Source organism: Paraburkholderia sp. LEh10, from assembly GCF_017814945.1.
Taxonomy (GTDB): domain Bacteria; phylum Pseudomonadota; class Gammaproteobacteria; order Burkholderiales; family Burkholderiaceae; genus Paraburkholderia.
On record NZ_JAGIPX010000069.1, the window covers coordinates 1 to 18,986 of the forward strand.

General features: G+C 62.2%; 18 protein-coding genes. 10 read left to right on the forward strand and 8 right to left on the reverse strand.

Going from position 1 to position 18,986, the window contains the following annotated elements; translation table 11 throughout:
- Positions 1–723 precede the first annotated feature (723 nt).
- A complete protein-coding gene (locus J8I87_RS35885; RefSeq protein ID WP_209937102.1) occupies positions 724–3,549 on the forward strand; it encodes a 2-oxoglutarate dehydrogenase E1 component in 2,826 nt (941 codons plus the stop codon).
- A gap of 70 nt (positions 3,550–3,619) precedes the next feature.
- Here J8I87_RS35885 and J8I87_RS35890 read toward each other — a convergent pair whose 3' ends face one another.
- Entirely contained in the window at positions 3,620–3,988 is a 369-nt protein-coding gene (locus tag J8I87_RS35890; protein ID WP_209937066.1) for an NUDIX hydrolase, read from the reverse strand.
- A 247-nt stretch (positions 3,989–4,235) separates the two neighbouring features.
- Here J8I87_RS35890 and J8I87_RS35895 point away from each other — a divergent pair, with 247 nt between their 5' ends.
- Positions 4,236–5,147: a CHAD domain-containing protein gene (locus tag J8I87_RS35895; RefSeq protein ID WP_209937067.1), complete on the forward strand. Its 912-nt coding sequence runs from the start codon at positions 4,236–4,238 to the stop codon at positions 5,145–5,147.
- Between the two features lie 50 nt (positions 5,148–5,197).
- Here J8I87_RS35895 and J8I87_RS35900 read toward each other — a convergent pair whose 3' ends face one another.
- The 7 genes from J8I87_RS35900 to J8I87_RS35930 all read right to left on the reverse strand — a co-directional run bounded on the left by J8I87_RS35900 (position 5,198) and on the right by J8I87_RS35930 (position 10,007).
- On the reverse strand, positions 5,198–6,241 hold the full coding sequence (locus J8I87_RS35900; RefSeq protein WP_209937068.1) for a YncE family protein: 1,044 nt from the start codon (positions 6,239–6,241) through the stop codon (positions 5,198–5,200).
- Positions 6,238–7,503 carry an MFS transporter gene (locus J8I87_RS35905; protein ID WP_245254399.1) on the reverse strand — a complete coding sequence of 422 codons (1,266 nt, stop codon included), beginning with the start codon at positions 7,501–7,503 and terminating at the stop codon, positions 6,238–6,240. Before J8I87_RS35905 ends, J8I87_RS35900 begins: the two co-directional genes overlap by 4 nt.
- Positions 7,478–7,648 carry a chromate resistance protein ChrB domain-containing protein gene (locus tag J8I87_RS35910; protein WP_209937071.1) on the reverse strand — a complete coding sequence of 57 codons (171 nt, stop codon included), beginning with the start codon at positions 7,646–7,648 and terminating at the stop codon, positions 7,478–7,480. Before J8I87_RS35910 ends, J8I87_RS35905 begins: the two co-directional genes overlap by 26 nt.
- Positions 7,649–7,956: 308 nt before the next feature.
- A complete protein-coding gene (locus J8I87_RS35915) occupies positions 7,957–8,664 on the reverse strand; it encodes an MIP/aquaporin family protein (RefSeq protein ID WP_209937072.1) in 708 nt (235 codons plus the stop codon).
- Positions 8,665–8,669: 5 nt separating this feature from the next.
- On the reverse strand, positions 8,670–9,164 hold the full coding sequence (locus J8I87_RS35920; RefSeq protein ID WP_209937073.1) for an arsenate reductase ArsC: 495 nt from the start codon (positions 9,162–9,164) through the stop codon (positions 8,670–8,672).
- A gap of 28 nt (positions 9,165–9,192) precedes the next feature.
- On the reverse strand, positions 9,193–9,675 hold the full coding sequence (locus tag J8I87_RS35925; protein WP_209937074.1) for an ArsI/CadI family heavy metal resistance metalloenzyme: 483 nt from the start codon (positions 9,673–9,675) through the stop codon (positions 9,193–9,195).
- Positions 9,672–10,007: an ArsR/SmtB family transcription factor gene (locus tag J8I87_RS35930; RefSeq protein ID WP_209937103.1), complete on the reverse strand. Its 336-nt coding sequence runs from the start codon at positions 10,005–10,007 to the stop codon at positions 9,672–9,674. The genes J8I87_RS35925 and J8I87_RS35930 overlap by 4 nt, the downstream gene beginning before the upstream one ends.
- A gap of 160 nt (positions 10,008–10,167) precedes the next feature.
- Between J8I87_RS35930 and J8I87_RS35935 the strand changes: the two genes are divergently transcribed.
- From J8I87_RS35935 to J8I87_RS35970, 8 genes are all read left to right on the forward strand, one after another.
- Positions 10,168–10,419, forward strand: coding sequence for a helix-turn-helix domain-containing protein (locus J8I87_RS35935; protein WP_209937075.1), 252 nt, complete (start codon positions 10,168–10,170; stop codon positions 10,417–10,419).
- Positions 10,420–10,421: 2 nt separating this feature from the next.
- Positions 10,422–11,765, forward strand: a complete 1,344-nt coding sequence (locus J8I87_RS35940; RefSeq protein WP_209937076.1) for a type II toxin-antitoxin system HipA family toxin — start codon at positions 10,422–10,424, stop codon at positions 11,763–11,765.
- 180 nt (positions 11,766–11,945) lie between these two features.
- Complete coding sequence (gene glcC, locus J8I87_RS35945; protein ID WP_209937078.1) at positions 11,946–12,737, forward strand: transcriptional regulator GlcC; 792 nt, start codon at positions 11,946–11,948, stop codon at positions 12,735–12,737.
- Between the two features lie 167 nt (positions 12,738–12,904).
- Positions 12,905–13,291, forward strand: a complete 387-nt coding sequence (locus J8I87_RS35950) for a potassium channel family protein (protein WP_209937079.1) — start codon at positions 12,905–12,907, stop codon at positions 13,289–13,291.
- A gap of 7 nt (positions 13,292–13,298) precedes the next feature.
- A complete protein-coding gene (locus J8I87_RS35955) occupies positions 13,299–14,210 on the forward strand; it encodes a LysR family transcriptional regulator (RefSeq protein WP_209937080.1) in 912 nt (303 codons plus the stop codon).
- Between the two features lie 206 nt (positions 14,211–14,416).
- Entirely contained in the window at positions 14,417–16,537 is a 2,121-nt protein-coding gene (locus J8I87_RS35960; RefSeq protein ID WP_209937081.1) for a 3-hydroxyacyl-CoA dehydrogenase NAD-binding domain-containing protein, read from the forward strand.
- A 42-nt stretch (positions 16,538–16,579) separates the two neighbouring features.
- Positions 16,580–17,761, forward strand: coding sequence for an acetyl-CoA C-acyltransferase (locus J8I87_RS35965; RefSeq protein ID WP_209937082.1), 1,182 nt, complete (start codon positions 16,580–16,582; stop codon positions 17,759–17,761).
- 13 nt (positions 17,762–17,774) lie between these two features.
- Positions 17,775–18,983 (forward strand): acyl-CoA dehydrogenase family protein, encoded by a 1,209-nt coding sequence (locus J8I87_RS35970; protein ID WP_209937083.1) that lies wholly within the window; start codon positions 17,775–17,777, stop codon positions 18,981–18,983.
- Positions 18,984–18,986 lie beyond the last annotated feature (3 nt).

Below are 18,986 nucleotides of genomic sequence, written 5' to 3' on the forward strand. Positions count from 1 at the left end.
CATGCACCAACCCCGCCCTCAAAAGCGGGGTTGCTGCGTTTACGGCGCCGGAAAGAGTCCTGCACCCGGTTTCCAGCCTCCTTCACAGAGCGGCCACACGGATGAACGATCAAACACGCGAATGATCGCGTCTGTGCGCTGCCTTTGGCAGAACTCGATCCGAGCGAATGGGACCGTACCATTGCGGCGCGCTGCCAATCAAGGCACCTCCGCAATCTTTTCGTGTTTCCGAACTTCCGCAGTTGGTTAAAAGCCGGATTTTGGCCAAACAGGCCGATCGCATCACCCATCAGATGAAGCGGTAGCTCGCCCTGCGGGCATCTCACCGCATACCTATCCAAGGCATGGTCCCTACGCCAGATTGATCGCCCCTCAAAACAGAGAGATTCCAGAAATCTTGCCCTAATGGCCAGAAACGAGCACGAAATGTCCCGGAATCGTCGCGGCTAAAGTGCCAGTGTAAATCCGCAAAAACGTAGACTGTGTTCATCGGCGGTCAAGAGATCGCTGATCCTGGCGGGCACAGGGACCTGGTGGCAAGAGTCGCGAGGTTTTGCACAAGTTGACGCGGAGTGGATGGCAGTGGACGTTGCCTCTTTTCGCAGCTGGATTTTGTCTTCGTGTACCTGTGGAAGCGTTGGCGTGGCCAAGGCGGCAACAGGTGCTGCCCTGGTCGAATTTGGGCAGATACCGGGCGCGAGCCCGACTGAGGACAGAGTCATCATGATGATGCGGAATCGGAAGACCTCCTTCCTGTTTGGAGGCAATGCTCCTTACGTCGAAGAGCAATACGAGACATATCTTGCGGACCCGACGACGGTGTCGGAGGACTGGCGCGGCTATTTTGACGCGTTGCAAGGCCTGCCGGCTGTTGACGGATCGGTCGCCGGTGACGTCGCTCACGGACCGGTCGTGTCCCGTTTTGTCGAACTGGGCAGGCAGGCACGGACGGGAGGGCGCTCGGAGAGCGATGTATTGGGTTTCGCGCGGAAGCAGGTCGCTGTACAGGCCTTGATTTCAGCCTATCGTATGGTTGGTACTCGCAATGCGCATCTGGATCCGCTGCGCTGGACCGCGCCCGTGCCAGTGCCCGAGCTTAACCCGAGCTACTACGACTTGTCGCACGCGGACATGAGCACGAAGTTCAGCATGTCGGGCGCTTACTTTTCGGAGCAGGATGCGACGCTCGGCGAGCTGCTGCAGGCGCTGAAAGAAACGTATTGCGGGACACTCGGCGCCGAGTTTATGCATCTTGCCGACCCGGATCAGCGTAATTGGTGGGCAATGCGCCTCGAGTCCGCGCGTTCAAAAGCTACGCTTGATAAAGGCGACAAGCTTCACATTCTCGAACGGCTGACTGCTGCCGAAGGACTCGAAAAGTACCTGCATGCCCGCTATGTCGGTCAGAAGCGGTTTTCGCTAGAGGGCGGAGAATCGCTCATCGTCCTACTGGATGAGCTGGTTGCGTACGGTGCCACGAAGGGGGTGAAGAGCTCGATTCTCGGCATGGCCCACCGTGGGCGTCTGAACGTTCTCGTCAATATTGTCGGGAAACCGCCGGCTGCGTTGTTCGACGAATTTGAGGGAAAGACCGCGAATCTACTCCCGGCGGGCGATGTGAAGTATCACAAGGGCTTTACGGGCTCGCTGCCGACGGCGACGGGGCCCGCAGAAGTCACGCTGGCGTTCAACCCGTCGCACCTTGAAGTCGTCAATCCTGTTGTTCAAGGCATCGCTCGCGCGCGCGCCGAAGTGTTGGGGCTAGGTGCGAGCGCAGTCCTGCCGGTCGAGATCCATGGAGACGCTGCGATTTCGGGGCAGGGCATTGTCATGGAGACGATGAATCTTTCGAATACCAGAGGCTACGGAACGGGCGGCACGATACATGTGGTTTTGAACAACCAGGTCGGCTTCACGACTTCCGATCCGAGAGATGTCCGGTCGTCGTTCTATTGCACTGACATTGCCAAGATGATCGAGGCCCCGGTCCTGCACGTGAACGGTGACGATCCTGAGGCTGTCGTTGCCGCAACGCGCCTCGCAATCGATTTCCGCTCGACTTTCAAGAAGAGCGTCGTAATCGAACTGGTTTGCTTCCGCCGTCATGGCCACCAGGAGCAAGATACGCCGAACATCACGCAGCCTTTGATGTATCGCTCGATTGCGGGCCATCCTGGTGTCCGTACGCTCTATGCAAGACGGCTGGTGGATCAGCAGATTCTGACGACGGAAGACGTGGAGAAGTACTTTCACGACTACCGTGATCGACTTGACGCCGCGCAAACCGTCGAAGAGAAGAAGCCAGCCGATTCAAAGAATGAGGAAGTGAACTGGCCGCAACTGCTCGATGGAAACGTCGGCCGCATCTACTACGCGCCGCCGTTACCAGACCTCATTCAAAAGCTCGCACTGAAGATCACCCGTATTCCCGAACAGTACTCGCTGCATCCGCTCGTTGGACGAGTGATGTCTGCCCGTCGCGAGATGGCGGAAGGCAAGCGTCCGTTCGACTGGGGTATGGCCGAGCATCTGGCGTTTGCCTCCCTGCTATCTGCCGGTATCGATGTGCGCTTGAGCGGGCAGGACAGTGAACGCGGTACGTTTAGCCATCGTCACGCGGTACTTCACGATCAGAATCGCTCCCTTCGGGGCGAGGGCATGTACGTCCCCTTGCACCATGTATCGGATGACCAGGGACGATTTTCGGTCACCAATTCGGTTCTGTCGGAGGCTGCTGTTCTAGCCTTCGAGTACGGATACTCGGTTGTTCGACAAAACGCACTCGTATTGTGGGAAGCGCAGTTCGGCGACTTCGCGAACGGGGCGCAGGTTGTCATCGATAACTTTCTGTCTGCTGGCGCCGCAAAATGGGGGCAACGTAGTGGGGTGACGATGCTGCTTCCGCATGGCCAGGAAGGAGAGGGGCCGGAACACGCGTCTGCGCGCCTCGAGCGCTACCTGCAACTATGTGCCCAGGACAATATGCGGGTCTGTCAGCCCACGACGCCTGGCCAGATTTTCCACCTGCTGCGGATGCAGGCCATGCTGCACGATCGCGTTCCCCTCATTGTGATGACGCCAAAGTCGCTTCTGCGTCACCCGGAGGCTGTCAGCAGCCTCGATGATCTTGCCAAGGGCCGCTTTAACGAAATTCTTGCCGATTCAACATCGGAAGAGGCAGCGTCGAGGGTCGATCGGGTCATCCTGTGTTCGGGTAAGGTCTACTTCGAACTTCTGGAGCGTCGGCATAAAGCCCAAAAAGACAATGTCGCGTTGATTCGCATTGAGCAGTTGTATCCCTTTCCCGCGAAGCAGATCAGCCTGGAACTGGAGCGTTACCCGAATCTGAAGCGTGTCGTCTGGTGTCAGGAAGAGTCGAAAAATCAGGGTTCGTGGAGCTTCGTCATGGAACGGCTGCTGGAAATCGTGAAGGCACCCGCAACGCTGCACTATATCGGACCTGAGGCAACGGCATCGACCGCACCAGGTTACCGGTCGATGCACGTCGCGCGTCAGGAAAAGTTTCTGTCCGCGGCGATTGACGAGTAAGGAGCACGGCGCGACCATTGCCGCAGTGCGCGCTATGCGCGGGATGTCGAACAGCGAGCTAAAAGCCGGGTTATCGTTTGCGCCGCTGACTCATGAGCTTCACGATATTGGTCGTCGGCCCGCTGGTCGTAAGGCTGGAGATGTCGTCAAGGTGAACCCAGCGACACTTGGCAATCTCGTTGCCCGGGCGAGCTTTGGCGCGATTCGAAATTTCACAGGTAAACACGTGATGGTGCTTCTGCTTGCCACGGAAGTCGAAGAGGTGTTTGGCCGACTTCCCGGATAGTCGAGTTTCTTCTTTGAGTTCTCGAAGTGCGGCGTCAGAGCCTTGCTCGCCATTCTTGAGAATCCCGCCTGGCAAAGCCCACTTTGATTGACTACGTGCGACCAGGAGAATTCGCTTACCTCTGCGGCATATCACGGTGGCGCGCTTCTTCAATCCGAACTCCCACTAGTGTTCTAGATATTTTCGAGGCGCACTCGATGCGCCAGCGTATCGGACACTGCTTGACGTAGCTAAGCATCGTAATACAGAACTGCCGACACGAGGCAATATCGTGAGCGAGTGCGGGTGTGCGCGCCACACGTCGAAAGCCACTTCATTAAAACGTCACGAAAATCGCGACGCTTGAAGATGAGTATGGTAAGGTCTGGACGGAACATTTATTGTCCGACTTGAGGCCGCAATGGATATGGATGGTGACTGGCCCTTGCCGCAACTCAACACTCTCTTCAAATTCGACCGGCGACCGTCCGGTTCATCACTTTCAAAAACGAGTTCGATCGCCAGTACCTTTTCGTCACTTGCGACGCCGGTGGTGGCGGAAGCAGTACAAAGGGCTAGAGAGCTATCCACGAAGAGCGATGTAGAGGGGTTTCATCAGCTTCGAGTCGCTTTCAGAAAGCTTCGTGCTTTGTACTGGGCGTATTCCCCGTACCTCGGAGCGGAGGCGACCGCGCAAGCCACTGGAGAATTCAAGCGTCTTGCTGCGGTGGCAGGCGAGACGCGTGATTGGGACATCGCAGGCGATCTCCTGAAAGCCGCCCAAGAGTCGGGCGCATCGATCGACGCGCTCATGGTTGCGGCACGCGAGAAACGTGCGCAGGCGGTGTTGCACAGCCAGACGATGATCAAAAGCGATGATGTCGAGGCGTTCTTGAACGATGTCTTGCTTCGCGCGCAAACCACGCTGCAGTCGCGTTGCGACGATCTTCCCATTCGAGCGTTCGCCGAGAAGCGTGTCCGATTGGCGCAGCGTGCACTTCAAAAGCGAAGCAGGCGCGTAGCACGCGGCGAAATCGCCCAAGAGGAAGATCTTCACGATGTTCGAAAGGCGGGCAAAAAGCTCAGGTACCTGCTTGAGTTTTTTCAACCGGTTATCAAGGGCGGGCACGGTCGCACCATTAAGGAGTTGACATCCGTGCAGAACGAGTTGGGACAGTTCAATGACATTGCAGCAAGCGAGACCCTGATTCGTAGCACGTCATTCAACGATGTCACGCCCGAGGTCCTGCAGCAATCGCTGCAATGGCTAGCAGAACAGAAGTGCCGAAGAATACGTGCAGCATCTCAGCGGGTCCGAGCTATCGCCAGGTGAGATGGCGCGATCTCAAGGGCTCAAGAAAGAGGTGTCGCCAAAGCAAAAGCTCACCGCGGCGCCATCACACGGAGCACCGGACGCCCGTCGACGTTCTTCAACGGGAAGTAGACATGATGTGTCGACGGATCGACGCCGACCACATGTGCGTTAGGGCCGATGCGGCCATCCCCGCTCTTTGATACGGTCGAGTCACCGACGGCGAACATCGACACGATGCCTGCTTCACCCGCGACGTAAAGCGTACCCGAAGCGGGGTCGAATGCGAGCACGTCGGGATCTTCGCCGACGTCAAACGACTGAACGACATGTCTCGTGAGCAGGCTCAACTCCAGAAGCCTGGCGTTGTCTTCGCAGGCGATAAACGCCACATGGAGTTGCGCAACGATATACAGGCCGTGGTTGCCCTTTGCGCCTGGCAGATCGATCCGTGCGACGACCGCGTCGTTCACAGGATCTATTTCGACGAGTTGTCTTTGCGACTGCGCGTTGACGAAGATATGGCGCGAAGCGGCGTCGTATTGGGTGTTGCCGATGGTGCCGCCGAGTTCGATCGTGTTGGTGCGACGATTGGACTGTGTGTCGATCACCGTTTCCGTCCCGCCCGTCTCGTCTGACACGTAGAGCTTTCGGGCGTCTGGCGCGTAGGCCATCCCATCCGGATAGACGCCTCCAGGCACGCGCGCGGTGATTTTCAGCGTGGCTTCGTCAATCGCGACGACTTCATTCGTGCCTGTTGCTGACGCGTAGACACGCGACAGTTCGGGCACGACGAGTACCCCATGTACCGCCGCGATGTTGCCGACGCGGGCGACGACGCGCAATGTCCGTGTATCGAAGACGATGACCTCGCTGTCGCCCAGGTGTGCGATAAACAGCAGATGCCTGTCCGGGTCGAAACTTTCATAGTCGAGCCTGGACGCGCGGCCCGGTAGCGGGATGTCGGCGACGTGCGTCAATGGCAGTTCCGCGGCTGCGGGCTTGCCGCCAGCATTTGAGTTCCGTTGGAAGGCGAGTGCTGCAATGGCGGCGATCACAAGCATGACGAAAGCCATCGCAATGTGCCGATGGTTGATGCGAACGCGATGGTTCATGACGAACCCCCGTCGGGCTTTACGTGACGGAATGCGGCGAGCAGCGAAAGGTCGTAAGCAATCTTCAGCGTGCCGCATGCAACGAGAGGGGCGCCGAGCCACCCCACGCTCAGCAATGCCCCGGAAAGAGTGGGCGCGAGCGCGGCCGCGAGACTTCGTGGCACGGCAGTAAAGCTCGCGGCAGCGGGACGCTCCCCGGGCGTGACGACGGACATCACATAGGCGCTGCGGGTGGGCACGTCCATCTGCGAGAGCGCGCTGCGCACGAGGAGCAGCGTCATGGTCAGCGCGACCGACGGCGAAAACGCTGCCGCAATCAGGCAGAGGCTCGACGGGATATGCGTGAACACCATTGTGTTGAGCAGGCCAATGCGGCGCGATAACGGTGCGGCAGCCAGTTGGGAACCCGCGCTGAGCAGCCCGGCCCAGAAAAAGAACTGGCCGGCAGCGCCAAGCGACAGTCCAAACCGCTGGATCAGCCACAAGGTCAGCAGCGAATTGACGAGAAGTCCACCTGCAAAGGCGTCGACGCTGAACAGCAGCGCAAGGCGCGTGACGATCCCGCGTGAGGGCCCAAGCGGCACGTGTGGCGCGCCCGCTTTCGAATGGCGCGCCGGAAGACGCCGGTATAGAACCCAGACAACGAATCCCGTCGCCGAATAGGCGATGAACATTGCACGCAACGCCGTGAGTGAGGGGATCGCCGCATGGGCAGAGATCCAGTCGGGCAGTCCGGCCGCAAGTGCGCCGAGTGCGGCGGACAGCGCGCCCACGAGGCTATAGCGCGCAAACAGCGCGGTACGTGCGTCACCCGTTGCCGATTCCGCGAGCCTCGCATGTTCGAGCGGAAGGAACACGCTGACATCGCCCGAACTCGGGTTCAGCGTGCCGACGAACGCAACAATGAGCAGTGGCCAGAGTGATGATAGTCCGGCGAATGCCAGACCCGTGGCCATCATCAATGCTGCTGCGAAGCGCAACAGACCGCGCGGCGCAAAGCGATTGCCGACGAGACCCACTAGCACTGTCGCGAAGGCTGACCCGAACAGGGTCGTCGTGCTGATGAGTCCGACAGCCAGTTGTCCAAAGCCAAGCGCGAGCAGATAGGCGGGTAGCAGCACCGCGATAAAGCCATCGCACATGCCGCGTAACCCACGCGCAACAAGCAGGATCAGGGCGCCGCGTTCGACGCCTTTGGGGAGCAGCAACGCAGACAGGCGTGGCCTGCCTGTTCCGTCAGCCTTGCGTCCGGGTATGCGCATTGTCTTTGCACCACGCGTGGAGCGCGTCATAAAGGAGCATGCCGTAACGCAACGGCTCGCGATCATCGGCAAACGTGCGGGACAGCCCAGTGGAAATCACGTAGAGGCCCGGCGACTCTGACGCGAGATAGGGGCGGCACGGCACTTCCTTTGGTCTTCAGCGCCCGCCAGAAGCGCATTCGGGCGTAGCGTTTTCCGTGGGCAGCGTGAGGACCAGCAATAACCAGGTAGTGAGCGCGTCCATGTGATAAAACTACATACGCGTTGCGATATCCACAAGGTGTTTTTGAGTCCGTCCGGGCACCGGCTGCGTCAAGACGACAGGCCCAGCTTCGAAAGCAATGCGGATCAGACGAGGCGGGAATGAAAAGCGAATGACGCTCGGTCAGTGACGACGTGCGAGTGTTCGAGAGCCTCCCAAAGCGCTGATTGGCCGGGAGGCATGCATCAGCATCAGCGGTTTGCTTCGCGCTCGCCGGAGGCTTCGATCAGATTCGGATGGCCGACACGTTGACGGCGCGGTTCTAATGCCCTGTGCAGCGCCACGCCGATTGCCGCGCCCATCAACTCTGCGATGACGAAGCCGGGTACGCTCGACGGCGCAATGCCTGCAAAGGTGTCGCTGAACATACGGCCGAACGCAGCGGCCGGATTCGCGAACGACGTCGATGCCGTGAACCAATATGCGGCGCCGATGTACGCAGCCACCATGATCGAAGCGCGTCCCGCTGGCGCCCGCAGGATGACCAGCAGAAGGCCGGCCGTGGCCACTGCTTCGGCAATCCATTGCCCGGGTCCCGTGCGGACCTTGCTGGAGATCTCGACGACAGGCAGGCCGAACATCGCGTGCGCGAGCCATGCGCCGAGCAGCGCGCCGGCCAGTTGCGCGGCGATGTATGGCAGCAGTTCATGTGCGGACAGCTCGCCACGCAGCGTCATGACGGCGCTGACGGCGGGATTGAAGTGCGCGCCGCTCATCGGCCCAAAGACCTCGATCAGCACATACAGTCCGCCTACCGTCGCCAGCGTGTTGGCTAGCAATGCGATAGCCACGTTGCCGCCTGCAAGTCGTTCAGCCATGATGCCCGAGCCGATGACGATCGACAGCAGCAGTGCCGTTCCACACAGCTCGGCGAGGAGCTTGTGCTTAAGTCCAATCACTGCCGTCACGATTCGGAAATGGCGGTAAGGGCCCGCTGGAGATCGTCGTTAGTCATGGTCTCCAGCGGTAGCGCGAGAAGCTGCAACATCCGATATCCGATCGCTTGACGGGTAAGTTCGAATGCATTCCGCTTGCCTTCGTCGCCGCCCAGTGCGGCAGATGGGTCCGGATAGCCCCAGTGAACCTTCACGGGACTGCCTGGCCAGTAGGGACACGTTTCGGCGGCGGCACTGTCGCAGACAGTAATGACGATACGCATGACAGGCGCACCATCACCGGCAAACTCGTCCCAGCTCTTGCTGCGGTAGCCGCTCACGTCGATACCCGCGCGCGTGAGCGCCTCGACGGCGAACGGGTTCAACTGGCCGCCCGGTGCGCTGCCCGCGCTGAACGCGCGCACGTTCTTGCCCAGCGTCACCGCCAGATGATTCAGCATGGCCTCGCCCAGCACGCTGCGCGCCGAGTTGTGTGTGCACAGGATCAATACATTGGTCGTCATGCGTTCTCCGTTGGATCGTGCGCGGGACTCAGCAGCACGGCGAAGACTTGACCGGCATGCCGGCCGGTTTTCCCGACGACGGCGCGCAGCATGCGGCAACCTCGGAAGCAGGCGCGCTCGTCTGCGTATTGCGCGATTCTCCGAACACGGGGATGTCGTTCAGCGTGTGATACGACTCCCATGCGATGCCCTGTGGATCAACCGTCCAATACTTGTTCGACCTTACATAGCAGCAGGCGGTCCCTGGCTGCGCGTCGACGGGCAGCGCGGCGCCTTCCAGCCGGCTGTGCATCTCGGCCAGTTCGGCTTCGTCTTCCACCTGGACGCCCAGATGGTCGAGGCCCGGCGTAGCGCCGCGCTGCGAGATCGCGAAATTGACGCGCGGGTCGTCGAGCATCCACTTCGCGTAGTCGTTCTTGACGACCGTCGGGTCGGCTGCAAACAGCGCCGAATAAAAGCGGATACTCGCCGCGAGATCCGTGACGGTGACGTGAACGTGAAAGCGCTTCATGACTGCTTCTCCGCGGAAGGTGAACATGCTGATGCCGGCGAGCAGGGGTTGCCGCCGCAGCAGTTCTCGGTGAGATAGGCGAGCAGGCCGTTCATTGTTTCGAAGTTCGCGCAGTAGTAGACGAAGCGGCCTTCCTGCCGGCTGGTGACGAGCTGCGCGTGCGCCAGCTCCTTCAGATGGAAGGAAAGGGACGACGGCGGGACGTCCAGCAGCGTGGCGATCTGGCCGGCGGGCATGCCCTCGGGCCCCGCTTGCACCAGCGCGCGAAAGACGGCGAGTCTGGATTCGTGGGCGAGCGCCGCCAGAGCGGCAATGGTCTGGTTCGTTTCCATGATTCGATAATAGTCGAAATGTCGAATGAGAGGCAAGTATCCGGCATTGAACTGTTCACAACTAAAGCTGCATTTACCCGCAATACAGCTATCTTGCAAATATTCGTCAGACGCGTAAAATGCATTTACCTGCCACACAGGTGACCCTAAGGCGTCCTCGATGAAACGCACGCTGATCAATCCGCACCAGCTTGGCCAGATCCTGCGCACCGCGCGCCGCGCAAAAGGGCTTTCGCAGGCCCAGGCCGCGTCGCGCGTGGGCTTGAGCCAGAGCCGGCTGTCGGCGATGGAGCTCGATCCCGGCTCCGTCACGTCGGAGCAACTCTTCGCACTGCTGGCAATGTACGGCCTTGAGCTGAGCGTGCAGACACGGCCGGCGAGCACGGCAACGCCGTCGCCGGAGGACTGGTAGACATGGGCCGCCCGTCGCACGCGCGCGCGCTATCCGTCTGGACCAACGGTCTGCGGGTCGGCACGTGGCGCATTCCGTCGCGCGGCGAGATGGAGCTTCAGTACGACCGCGACTGGATGACCTCACCCGTCGGCCGGCCATTGTCGCTGTCTTTGCCGTTCGGCATCGACGACGCGCCGTTGCGCGGCGAGCGCGTGCGCAACTACTTCGACAATCTGCTGCCCGACAGCGAGCCGATCCGGCGGCGTCTCGCCACCCGCTTCAAGACGGCCACCGCCGACGCCTTCGACCTGCTCGAAGCCATCGGTCGCGATTGCGTCGGCGCGGCGCAACTGCTCGCCGAAGACGCGCTGCCCGAAGGGTACGACCGTATCGACGGCACGCCGATGTCGGACGAAGACATCGAGCAGATGCTTGCGCGCACGGTCGCCTCCGGTGGTCCGGGCGCGGGCGGCGACGACGGCGACTTTCGTATCTCGATTGCCGGGGCGCAGGAGAAGACCGCGTTTCTGCGCCATGACGGGCAGTGGATGCGTCCGCATGGCGCGACGCCGACTACGCACATCTTCAAGCTGCCGCTCGGTCTCGTCGGCAACAAGAAGGCGGACTGGACCACTTCTGTCGAAAACGAATGGCTGTGTCTCGCGCTCGTCCGGGCGTTCGGTTTGCCGGTGCCGAATGCCGACGTTCTGACGTTCGGCGAACAGAAGGTGCTGGCCGTCGAGCGCTTCGACCGCCGGCTGCATCCATCGGGGCAATGGATCTTGCGGCTGCCGCAGGAGGACTTTTGCCAGGTGCTCGGCAAGCCGTCGCATCAGCGCTATGAAGCGGACGGCGGTCCCGGCATGACCGACATCGCGGCTGTGCTGCGCCAGTCCGAGCGGCCCGACGACGATCTCGCCACCTTCCTCACTGCGCAGATTCTGTTCTGGATGCTCGCCGCGCCGGACGGCCACGCGAAGAACTTCAGCATTCAGCTATTGCAGGGCGGGCGCTACGCGCTCACGCCGCTGTACGACATCATGTCGATCTGGCCCGTGGAAGGCGACGGCGGCAACCAGTGGTCGTGGCACAAGGCGAAGCTCGCGATGGCCGTTGCCGGCAAGAATCGCCACTACCTGATGAAGGACATTCAGCGTCGCAATTTCAATGCAATGGCCGCGCGCTGTTTCTATGGCCCCGACGCCGAGCCGCTGATCGGCAGGCTGATCGAACAGACGCCCGCCGCCATCGACAGCGTCGCCGCCACATTGCCCGCGGGCTTCCCTGCGCGCGTCGCGCAGCGTATCTTCGACGGTCTGCGCGCTTCTGCGCAGCGGCTTGCCGCGATGCCTCCGGGCGTCTGACCCCGGCGCGCCGCGCCATGCGGGGCGATCTCTACGCAGTGGCGCCAGACAGCCTTTCATCACAGGCATAGTGGTCGTACCAGTTTGTAGATCGCGGGAAAATGCTTGGGAACGAGCCGTGCCCGGCTTTTTTGAGGGAAACGGCGGTATCATGCGTGGAACGCGCAACGGGTCAGTCAAGTGGTCATACCAGTTATTTCAGGCACGCAAGGCACCGGCAAGGAGCCCGAGCGGAAGATTGCCGACGTCGTCGCCGAGCGCATCGAGCGTCTGATCGTCGATGGCGTGCTGAGGCCGGGGCAGGCGCTGCCATCCGAGCGGCGATTGACGGACAAGCTCGGCGTATCGCGAACCGCCTTGCGCGAAGGGCTCAAGTTGTTGCGTGCGCGCGGCATCATCGAAACGGCGCACGGCAAGGGTTCATTCGTTGTGAACCTGGCCGCGCAACCGCCGCAATCGCCGTTGATGCATCTGCTCGCGTCGCAACCGCGCACGCTCTACGATCTGTTCGAGGTGCGCGGCATGCTGGAAGCGGAATCGGCACGGCTCGCGGCATTGCGCGGCACGGCCGCCGACTACATGATGATCACGCGGCGCTACGAAGAAATGCTCGCCGCGCGCGACACCGAGACGGATCACGCGATGCACGCGCGGCTCGATCACGCGTTTCATCTCGCGATCTGCGAAGCGTCGCATAACCCCGTGCTGGTCCACACGCTAAGGTCGCTGACGGAATTACTGCTGAGTTCGGTGTTCGCGTCGGTGAACAATCTTTATCACCGGCAGCCGCATCGCAAGCGTATCGACCGGCAGCACGCGCGCCTCTACAACGCGGTGACGGGCAAGCTGCCCGAGCAGGCTTACAGAGCGGCCGCCGATCACATCAATGGCGTGCGCGAAAGCCTGCAGGAAATCGAGCAGGAAGAACAGCGGCTGGTGCGGGCCACGCTGAGGCTGGAAGGGTGGAAGTGAAAGTCGCGGACGTGAAGCGCGAGGCAATCGGAGGTGAAGGCAGCGTTCGAAAAATCGCCGATGGCTCGTTCACTTGTGTATCCAATGGCAAAATGAGCGCGACAGTGAGTGCTGTCTGTTCAGGGCTCTCCCGACAGGCGCCCAAATAAATTCAAAAGGCTCAGGACATGGACAATGGCACTGAGGGCGTTGTGCGCGTCAGGATCTCGCCGCGCAATGCGGTCGCCGAAACTGCCAAGGTTCTCTGGCATCTGCGCGCAATTCTGGCGATTCTATTGTTGATCTTCGTGATCCTGTCGATCGTGATGTACTACGCGGGAGGGGCCGTCAATACGGCCACGCGGACGCCGTCGTCGATGGGCGAAACGCTTTACTTCTGCGCGGTCACTGCGCTGACGATCGGCTATGGCGACGTCGTGCCGACTTCCGCGCTCGGCCGCATCGCCGCGGTAATGCTCGGGTTGCTTGGCGTGTTGATGACGGGTGTCATCACGGCCTCCGCCGTATATGGCATCCAGGCGGCTGCCCAACGAGCCGGCCTGCGGCCACACTGAACGCATCATGGACCTGAACCTGATCGGCCTGTTCGTCGAGATCGTCGATTCGCGCAGCCTCAGCGCGGCCGCGCGCAAGCTCGGCATGACCCGCGCGAACATCAGCCAGCGGCTCAAGCTGCTGGAACGCGAAACGGGCGCGCAATTGCTGCGCCGCTCGACGCGAAGTTTCGAGCTGACGCAAGCCGGGCACACGCTGTACGACTGTGGCCAGCGGATGCTCGAAGACCTGAGCACGGCTCGCGCATCGATTGACAGCCTCGGCCAGACCTTGAGCGGCCGCGTTCGCATCAGCGTGCCGACGGGGTTCGGCAGGATGTTCATCGGATCGAGGCTGCTCGAATTCGCGCGCATGTATCCCGGCATCACGCTCAATGTCACGTTCAACAACCGGATTGAAGATCTGATCGCCGCCGAAGTCGATGTCGCGTTGAGGATCACGGCGACGCCGCCGTTGGATTACGTGGCGCGCAATATCTGCTCGATCGACTGGAACCTGTATGCGGCTGCCGGCTATATGGAAAAGCACGGCCCCATCGACTGTCCCGAAGACCTCGAATCGCAGACGCTGGTTGCATCGCCATACCCTGGCCGGCGGGTCACGATGAAGCTCATGCACCGCGAAGACGAAGCCGACGTCCACATGATCACGATGCAGCCCGCGCTGCAATCGCAGGACTATCCGTTTCTCACGGACGCGGTGTGCCAGGGCATGGGTATCGGACTGTTGCCCGCCTATGTGCCGCACGCGCCGACGAGCTGCGCACTGCTGCGGATCCTGCCGCAATACCGTGTAGTCGGCATGCAGAACACGTTGTATATCGTGACGCTCCCCAATCGCTTTCCGTCGCCGGCGACGCAGGCTCTGATCGACTATCTGCGAGCCGAAATTCTGGCGCTCGCGCAAACCTGGTCCTGAGGCGCGTGTTCGTTCTTCCGCGCCGCGTCCGCTCGTCCCGATCCCATCTCGACCGTCTCTCCACGGGTGAAGCATTTCGCCCGGCAAGGCCTTGCCTCGTCGTCAGTGTCAATTTTTGATTAACAGTTCGTCAATTGCCACTTGGATTGTCAATGCAGCTTTTGCATTTAACAATCGGCGTACACAAACGCATGGAGACAACGGCAATGACTCCCGAATCGTCCGGAGACAGCGTCAAGCAAGCATTGCGCGACGGCATTCTCGTCCTGACCGTCGATAACCCGCCCGTCAACGCGCTCGGCGCGAGCGTGCGGCACGAACTGCGCGCCGCCATCGAAGCCGCCGGCCGCGATCGCGCCGTCGATGCCATATTGATCGTCGGCGCTGGGCGCAACTTCATCGGTGGCGCGGACATTCGCGAGTTCGGCAAGCTGCCGCAACTGCCGACGCTGCCCGATGTCTGCAACGCGATCGAAGCCAGCCGCAAGCCGGTCTTCGCGGCCATCCACGGCGCGGCGCTCGGCGGCGGCCTCGAGGTCGCGCTCGCGGCGCACTACCGCATCGCGCTCGGCAACGCAAAGCTCGGCTTGCCTGAGGTGACGCTGGGCCTGCTGCCCGGCGCGGGCGGCACGCAGCGCGCGCCGCGTCTCATCGGCGCGAAGGCCGCGCTGGATCTGATGTTGAGCGGCCGTCACGTCGGCGCGAAGGAAGCGCTCGCGCTGGGTCTCGTCGACAAGATCGGCGAAACCGTCGACGTGCTGGCCGAAGGCCTGGCTTTTGCGCAGGCGTTGCTGGCCGCGAGGGCTCCCGCACGCAAGACCCGCGACGCGGACGGACTGGCGGATCGCACGGCGAGCCGCGCCGCCATCGAAGCCGCGCGCGCCGAGACGTCGAAGAAATCACACGGGCTCTTCTCGCCGCTGAAGATCGTCGATGCGGTGCAGGCGGCGCTCGAACTGCCATTCGACGATGGCCTGCGCCACGAGCGGCAACTATTCCTGCAATGCCTCGACAGTCCGCAGCGCGCGGGTCTGATACACGCGTTCCTGGCCGAACGCGAGGTGGTGAAAGCGCCTGAAACGCGCAAGGCGAAACCGCGCACGATCGCGAGTGTCGGCGTGGTCGGCGGCGGCACGATGGGTGCGGGCATCGCGGTCGCCGTGCTCGACGCGGGCCTGCCCGTGACGATGATCGAACGTGACGAGGTCGCGCTCGCACGCGGCCGTGCCCATGTCGAAAAGGTCTACGACGGGCTGATCGCGAAGGGCCGCATGACACGGGAGGCAAAGGAGGCCACCCTCGCGCGCTGGAGCGGCAGCACCGCGTACGACGCACTCGGCCCGGTCGATCTCGTGATCGAAGCGGTATTCGAGGAAATGACCGTCAAGCATGCCGTGTTCGCCGAACTCGACCGCGTCTGCAAGCCGGGCGCCGTGCTCGCCACCAACACCTCATATCTCGACATCGACGCGCTTGCCGCAAGCATCTCGCGCCCCGGCGACGTGGTGGGCCTGCACTTCTTCTCCCCTGCGAACATCATGAAGCTGCTCGAAGTCGTGGTGCCCGCGCAGGTCAGCGCCGACGTGGTCGCCACTGCCTTCGATCTGGCGAAGAAGCTGCGCAAGGTGCCGGTGCGGGCGGGCGTATGCGACGGCTTCATCGGCAATCGAGTCCTCGCGATCTATCGCGCGGCCGCCGATCACATGATGGAAGACGGCGCGTCGCCATACCAGATCGATCGCGCGGTACGCGAGTTCGCCTTTCCGATGGGACCGTTCCAGGTGTCGGACCTCGCCGGCGGCGACATCGGCTGGGCCACGCGCAAGCGCCGCGCCGCGACGCGCGATCCGAAAGCGCGCTACGTGCAGATCGCCGACCGCATCTGCGAGCGCGGCTGGTTCGGCCAGAAGACGGGGCGCGGCTACTACCTGTACCCCGACGGCGCGCGCGCCGGCACGGCTGATCCGGAAGTCGAGGCCATCATCGATGCCGAGCGCGAGCGCGCGGGCATCACGCCACGCGCGTTCACGGATGACGAGATCATCCGCCGCTACATGGCGGCCATGATCAACGAAGGCGCAAACGTCGTGCACCAGGGCATCGCGCTGCGTCCGCTCGACGTGGACGTGACGTTCCTCTACGGCTATGGCTTCCCGCGCCATCGCGGCGGCCCGATGAAGTATGCCGACACCGTCGGCCTTGCGAAGGTGCTCGCCGACATCCGCGAGTTCGCGCAGGAAGACCCCGTCTTCTGGCAACCGTCGCCGCTCATCGTCGATCTCGTCGAGCGCGGCGCCACGCTGGCCAGCCTCAATCAGTCGGCCTGACTTTTTCAAGCTCCATACAACTTGCTCTTTCAGGATCAGCTCATGCGCGAAGCTGTCATTGTTTCCACCGCCCGCACGCCGATGACCAAGTCGCATCGCGGCGAATTCAACCTCACTCCCGGTCCCACGCTCGCGTCGTTCGCTGTGCGCGCCGCCGTGGAACGCTCCGGCGTCGACCCGGAACTGATCGAGGACGCGATCCTCGGCTGCGGCTATCCGGAAGGCACGACGGGCCGCAACATCGCACGGCAGACGGTGATCCGCGCGGGATTGCCGCTGTCGATCGCGGGCACGACGGTGACCCGCTTCTGCGCTTCCGGCCTGCAGGCCATCGCGATGGCGGCCGGGCGCATCGTCGTCGACGGCGCGCCGGCGATGATCGCGGGCGGCGTCGAAAGCATCTCCAGCATCCGTACGCGTGAAGACGGCGTGACGGGGCTCGACCCGTGGATCGTCGAGCACAAACCTTCCCTCTACATGACGATGATCGACACCGCCGACATCGTCGCGCAGCGCTACGGCATCAGCCGCGAAGCGCAAGACCAGTTCGCGCTGCAAAGCCAGCAAAGGACCGCGCAGGCGCAGCTTGCGGGCCGCTATGCCGACGAGATCGTGCCCGTCACGACCACGATGGCCGTCACCGACAAGGAGACGGGCGCCGTCAGTCAGCGCGAGGTGACAGTCTCGGCCGACACCTGCAATCGCCCCGGCACGACCTATGAGGCGCTTGCAAAGCTCGCTCCCGTCAAGGGGCCGGACAAGTACATCACGGCGGGCAACTCGTCGCAGTTCTCCGATGGCGCATCGGCCTGCGTGATGATGGAAGCGAAGGCCGCCGAGCGCGCGAACCTCACACCGCTTGGCGCATTTCGTGGCCTCGCGGTAGCAGGCTGCGAACCGGATGAGATGGGCATCGGTCCCGTGCTCGCCGTGCCGAAGCTGCTCGCGCGCCACGGGCTGACGGTGGGCGACATCGGCCTGTGGGAGCTCAACGAAGCGTTCGCATCGCAAGCGGTCTATTGCCAGCAGCGCCTCGGCATTCCGGCCGAGCGCCTCAACGTCGACGGCGGCGCGATTTCCATCGGCCATCCGTACGGCATGACGGGCTCGCGTCTCGCGGGACATGTCCTGATCGAAGGACGCCGGCGCGGCGTGAAGTACGCGGTTGTCACGATGTGCATTGCCGGCGGCATGGGTGCCGCTGGGCTGTTCGAAATCTACTGAGAGAAACGAAGTCATGGATCTGAACTTCACCCCCGAGGAGGAAGCCTTTCGCGAGCGCGTCGTGCGTTTCCTGAAGGAAAAACTGCCTGCGCGACTTTCCGACAAAGTTCGCGGCGGCTTGCGCCTCACGCGCGGCGACATGGCCGAATGGCACGCGATCCTGAACGAACAGGGCTGGCTCGCGAATCACTGGCCCGAGCAATATGGCGGCCCCGGCTGGAACGCCGTGCAGAAGTTCATCTTCGAGAACGAATGCGCGCTGGCGGGCGCGCCGCGCATCGTGCCGTTCGGCGTGAACATGCTGGGGCCCGTGCTCATCAAGTACGGCAACGAAGCGCAGAAGCGCTACTGGCTGCCGCGCATACTCGATGGCTCGGACTGGTGGTGCCAGGGCTATTCGGAGCCGGGTTCGGGTTCCGACCTCGCGTCCGTGAAGACGAGCGCGGTGCGCGGCATCGATGCGCAAGGCGAGCACTACATCGTCAACGGCCAGAAGACGTGGACCACGCTCGGCCAGCACGCGAACATGATCTTCTGCCTCGTGCGCACGGCAACCGATGTGCGCAAGCAGGAGGGCATCAGCTTCCTGCTCGTGGACATGAACTCGCCAGGCGTCGAAGTGCGTCCGATCATCACGCTCGAAGGCGAGCACGAAATCAACGAAGTGTTCTTCACGGATGTGCGCGTGCCGGCGGCGAATCTCGTCGGGGAAGAGAACAAGGGCTGGACGGTCGCGAAATATCTGTTGACCTACGAGCGCACGAACATCGCGGGCGTCGGGTTCTCCGTCGCGGCGTTGGAGCGTTTGCGCCGGGTCGCGGCGAAGGTGACGCGCAACGGCCGTCCGCTTGCCGACGATCCGTTCTTTGCGGCTCGCCTCGCACGCGTCGAAATCGACCTGGAAAACATGAAGACGACCAACCTGCGCGTGATCGCCGCAGTAGCGGGCGGCGGCGTGCCGGGTGCGGAAAGCTCGATGCTCAAGATTCGCGGCACCGAGATTCGCCAGGAGCTTTCGTCGCTGATGCGGCGCGCGATGGGCCCCTATGCGCAGCCGTTCATCGAGGAAGCGCTGCACGAGGGCCATGACGACGCGCCCATCGGTCCAGAGGAAGCTGCAAGCGCCGCCGCGCTCTACTTCAACAACCGCAAGCTGTCGATCTTCGGCGGCTCCAACGAAATCCAGAAGAACATCATCTCGAAGATGATCCTGGGACTGTAAGAG

Coding starts and splice junctions, on each gene's coding strand:
- J8I87_RS35885 (WP_209937102.1), top strand. CDS start 724: ATGATGATGCGGAATCGGAAGACCTCCTTCCTGTTTGGAGGCAATGCT.
- J8I87_RS35895 (WP_209937067.1), top strand. CDS start 4,236: ATGGATATGGATGGTGACTGGCCCTTGCCGCAACTCAACACTCTCTTC.
- J8I87_RS35900 (WP_209937068.1), bottom strand. CDS start 6,241: ATGAACCATCGCGTTCGCATCAACCATCGGCACATTGCGATGGCTTTC.
- J8I87_RS35905 (WP_245254399.1), bottom strand. CDS start 7,503: ATGCGCATACCCGGACGCAAGGCTGACGGAACAGGCAGGCCACGCCTG.
- J8I87_RS35920 (WP_209937073.1), bottom strand. CDS start 9,164: ATGACGACCAATGTATTGATCCTGTGCACACACAACTCGGCGCGCAGC.
- J8I87_RS35925 (WP_209937074.1), bottom strand. CDS start 9,675: ATGAAGCGCTTTCACGTTCACGTCACCGTCACGGATCTCGCGGCGAGT.
- J8I87_RS35930 (WP_209937103.1), bottom strand. CDS start 10,007: ATGGAAACGAACCAGACCATTGCCGCTCTGGCGGCGCTCGCCCACGAA.
- J8I87_RS35935 (WP_209937075.1), top strand. CDS start 10,168: ATGAAACGCACGCTGATCAATCCGCACCAGCTTGGCCAGATCCTGCGC.
- J8I87_RS35940 (WP_209937076.1), top strand. CDS start 10,422: ATGGGCCGCCCGTCGCACGCGCGCGCGCTATCCGTCTGGACCAACGGT.
- J8I87_RS35950 (WP_209937079.1), top strand. CDS start 12,905: ATGGACAATGGCACTGAGGGCGTTGTGCGCGTCAGGATCTCGCCGCGC.
- J8I87_RS35955 (WP_209937080.1), top strand. CDS start 13,299: ATGGACCTGAACCTGATCGGCCTGTTCGTCGAGATCGTCGATTCGCGC.
- J8I87_RS35960 (WP_209937081.1), top strand. CDS start 14,417: ATGACTCCCGAATCGTCCGGAGACAGCGTCAAGCAAGCATTGCGCGAC.
- J8I87_RS35965 (WP_209937082.1), top strand. CDS start 16,580: ATGCGCGAAGCTGTCATTGTTTCCACCGCCCGCACGCCGATGACCAAG.
- J8I87_RS35970 (WP_209937083.1), top strand. CDS start 17,775: ATGGATCTGAACTTCACCCCCGAGGAGGAAGCCTTTCGCGAGCGCGTC.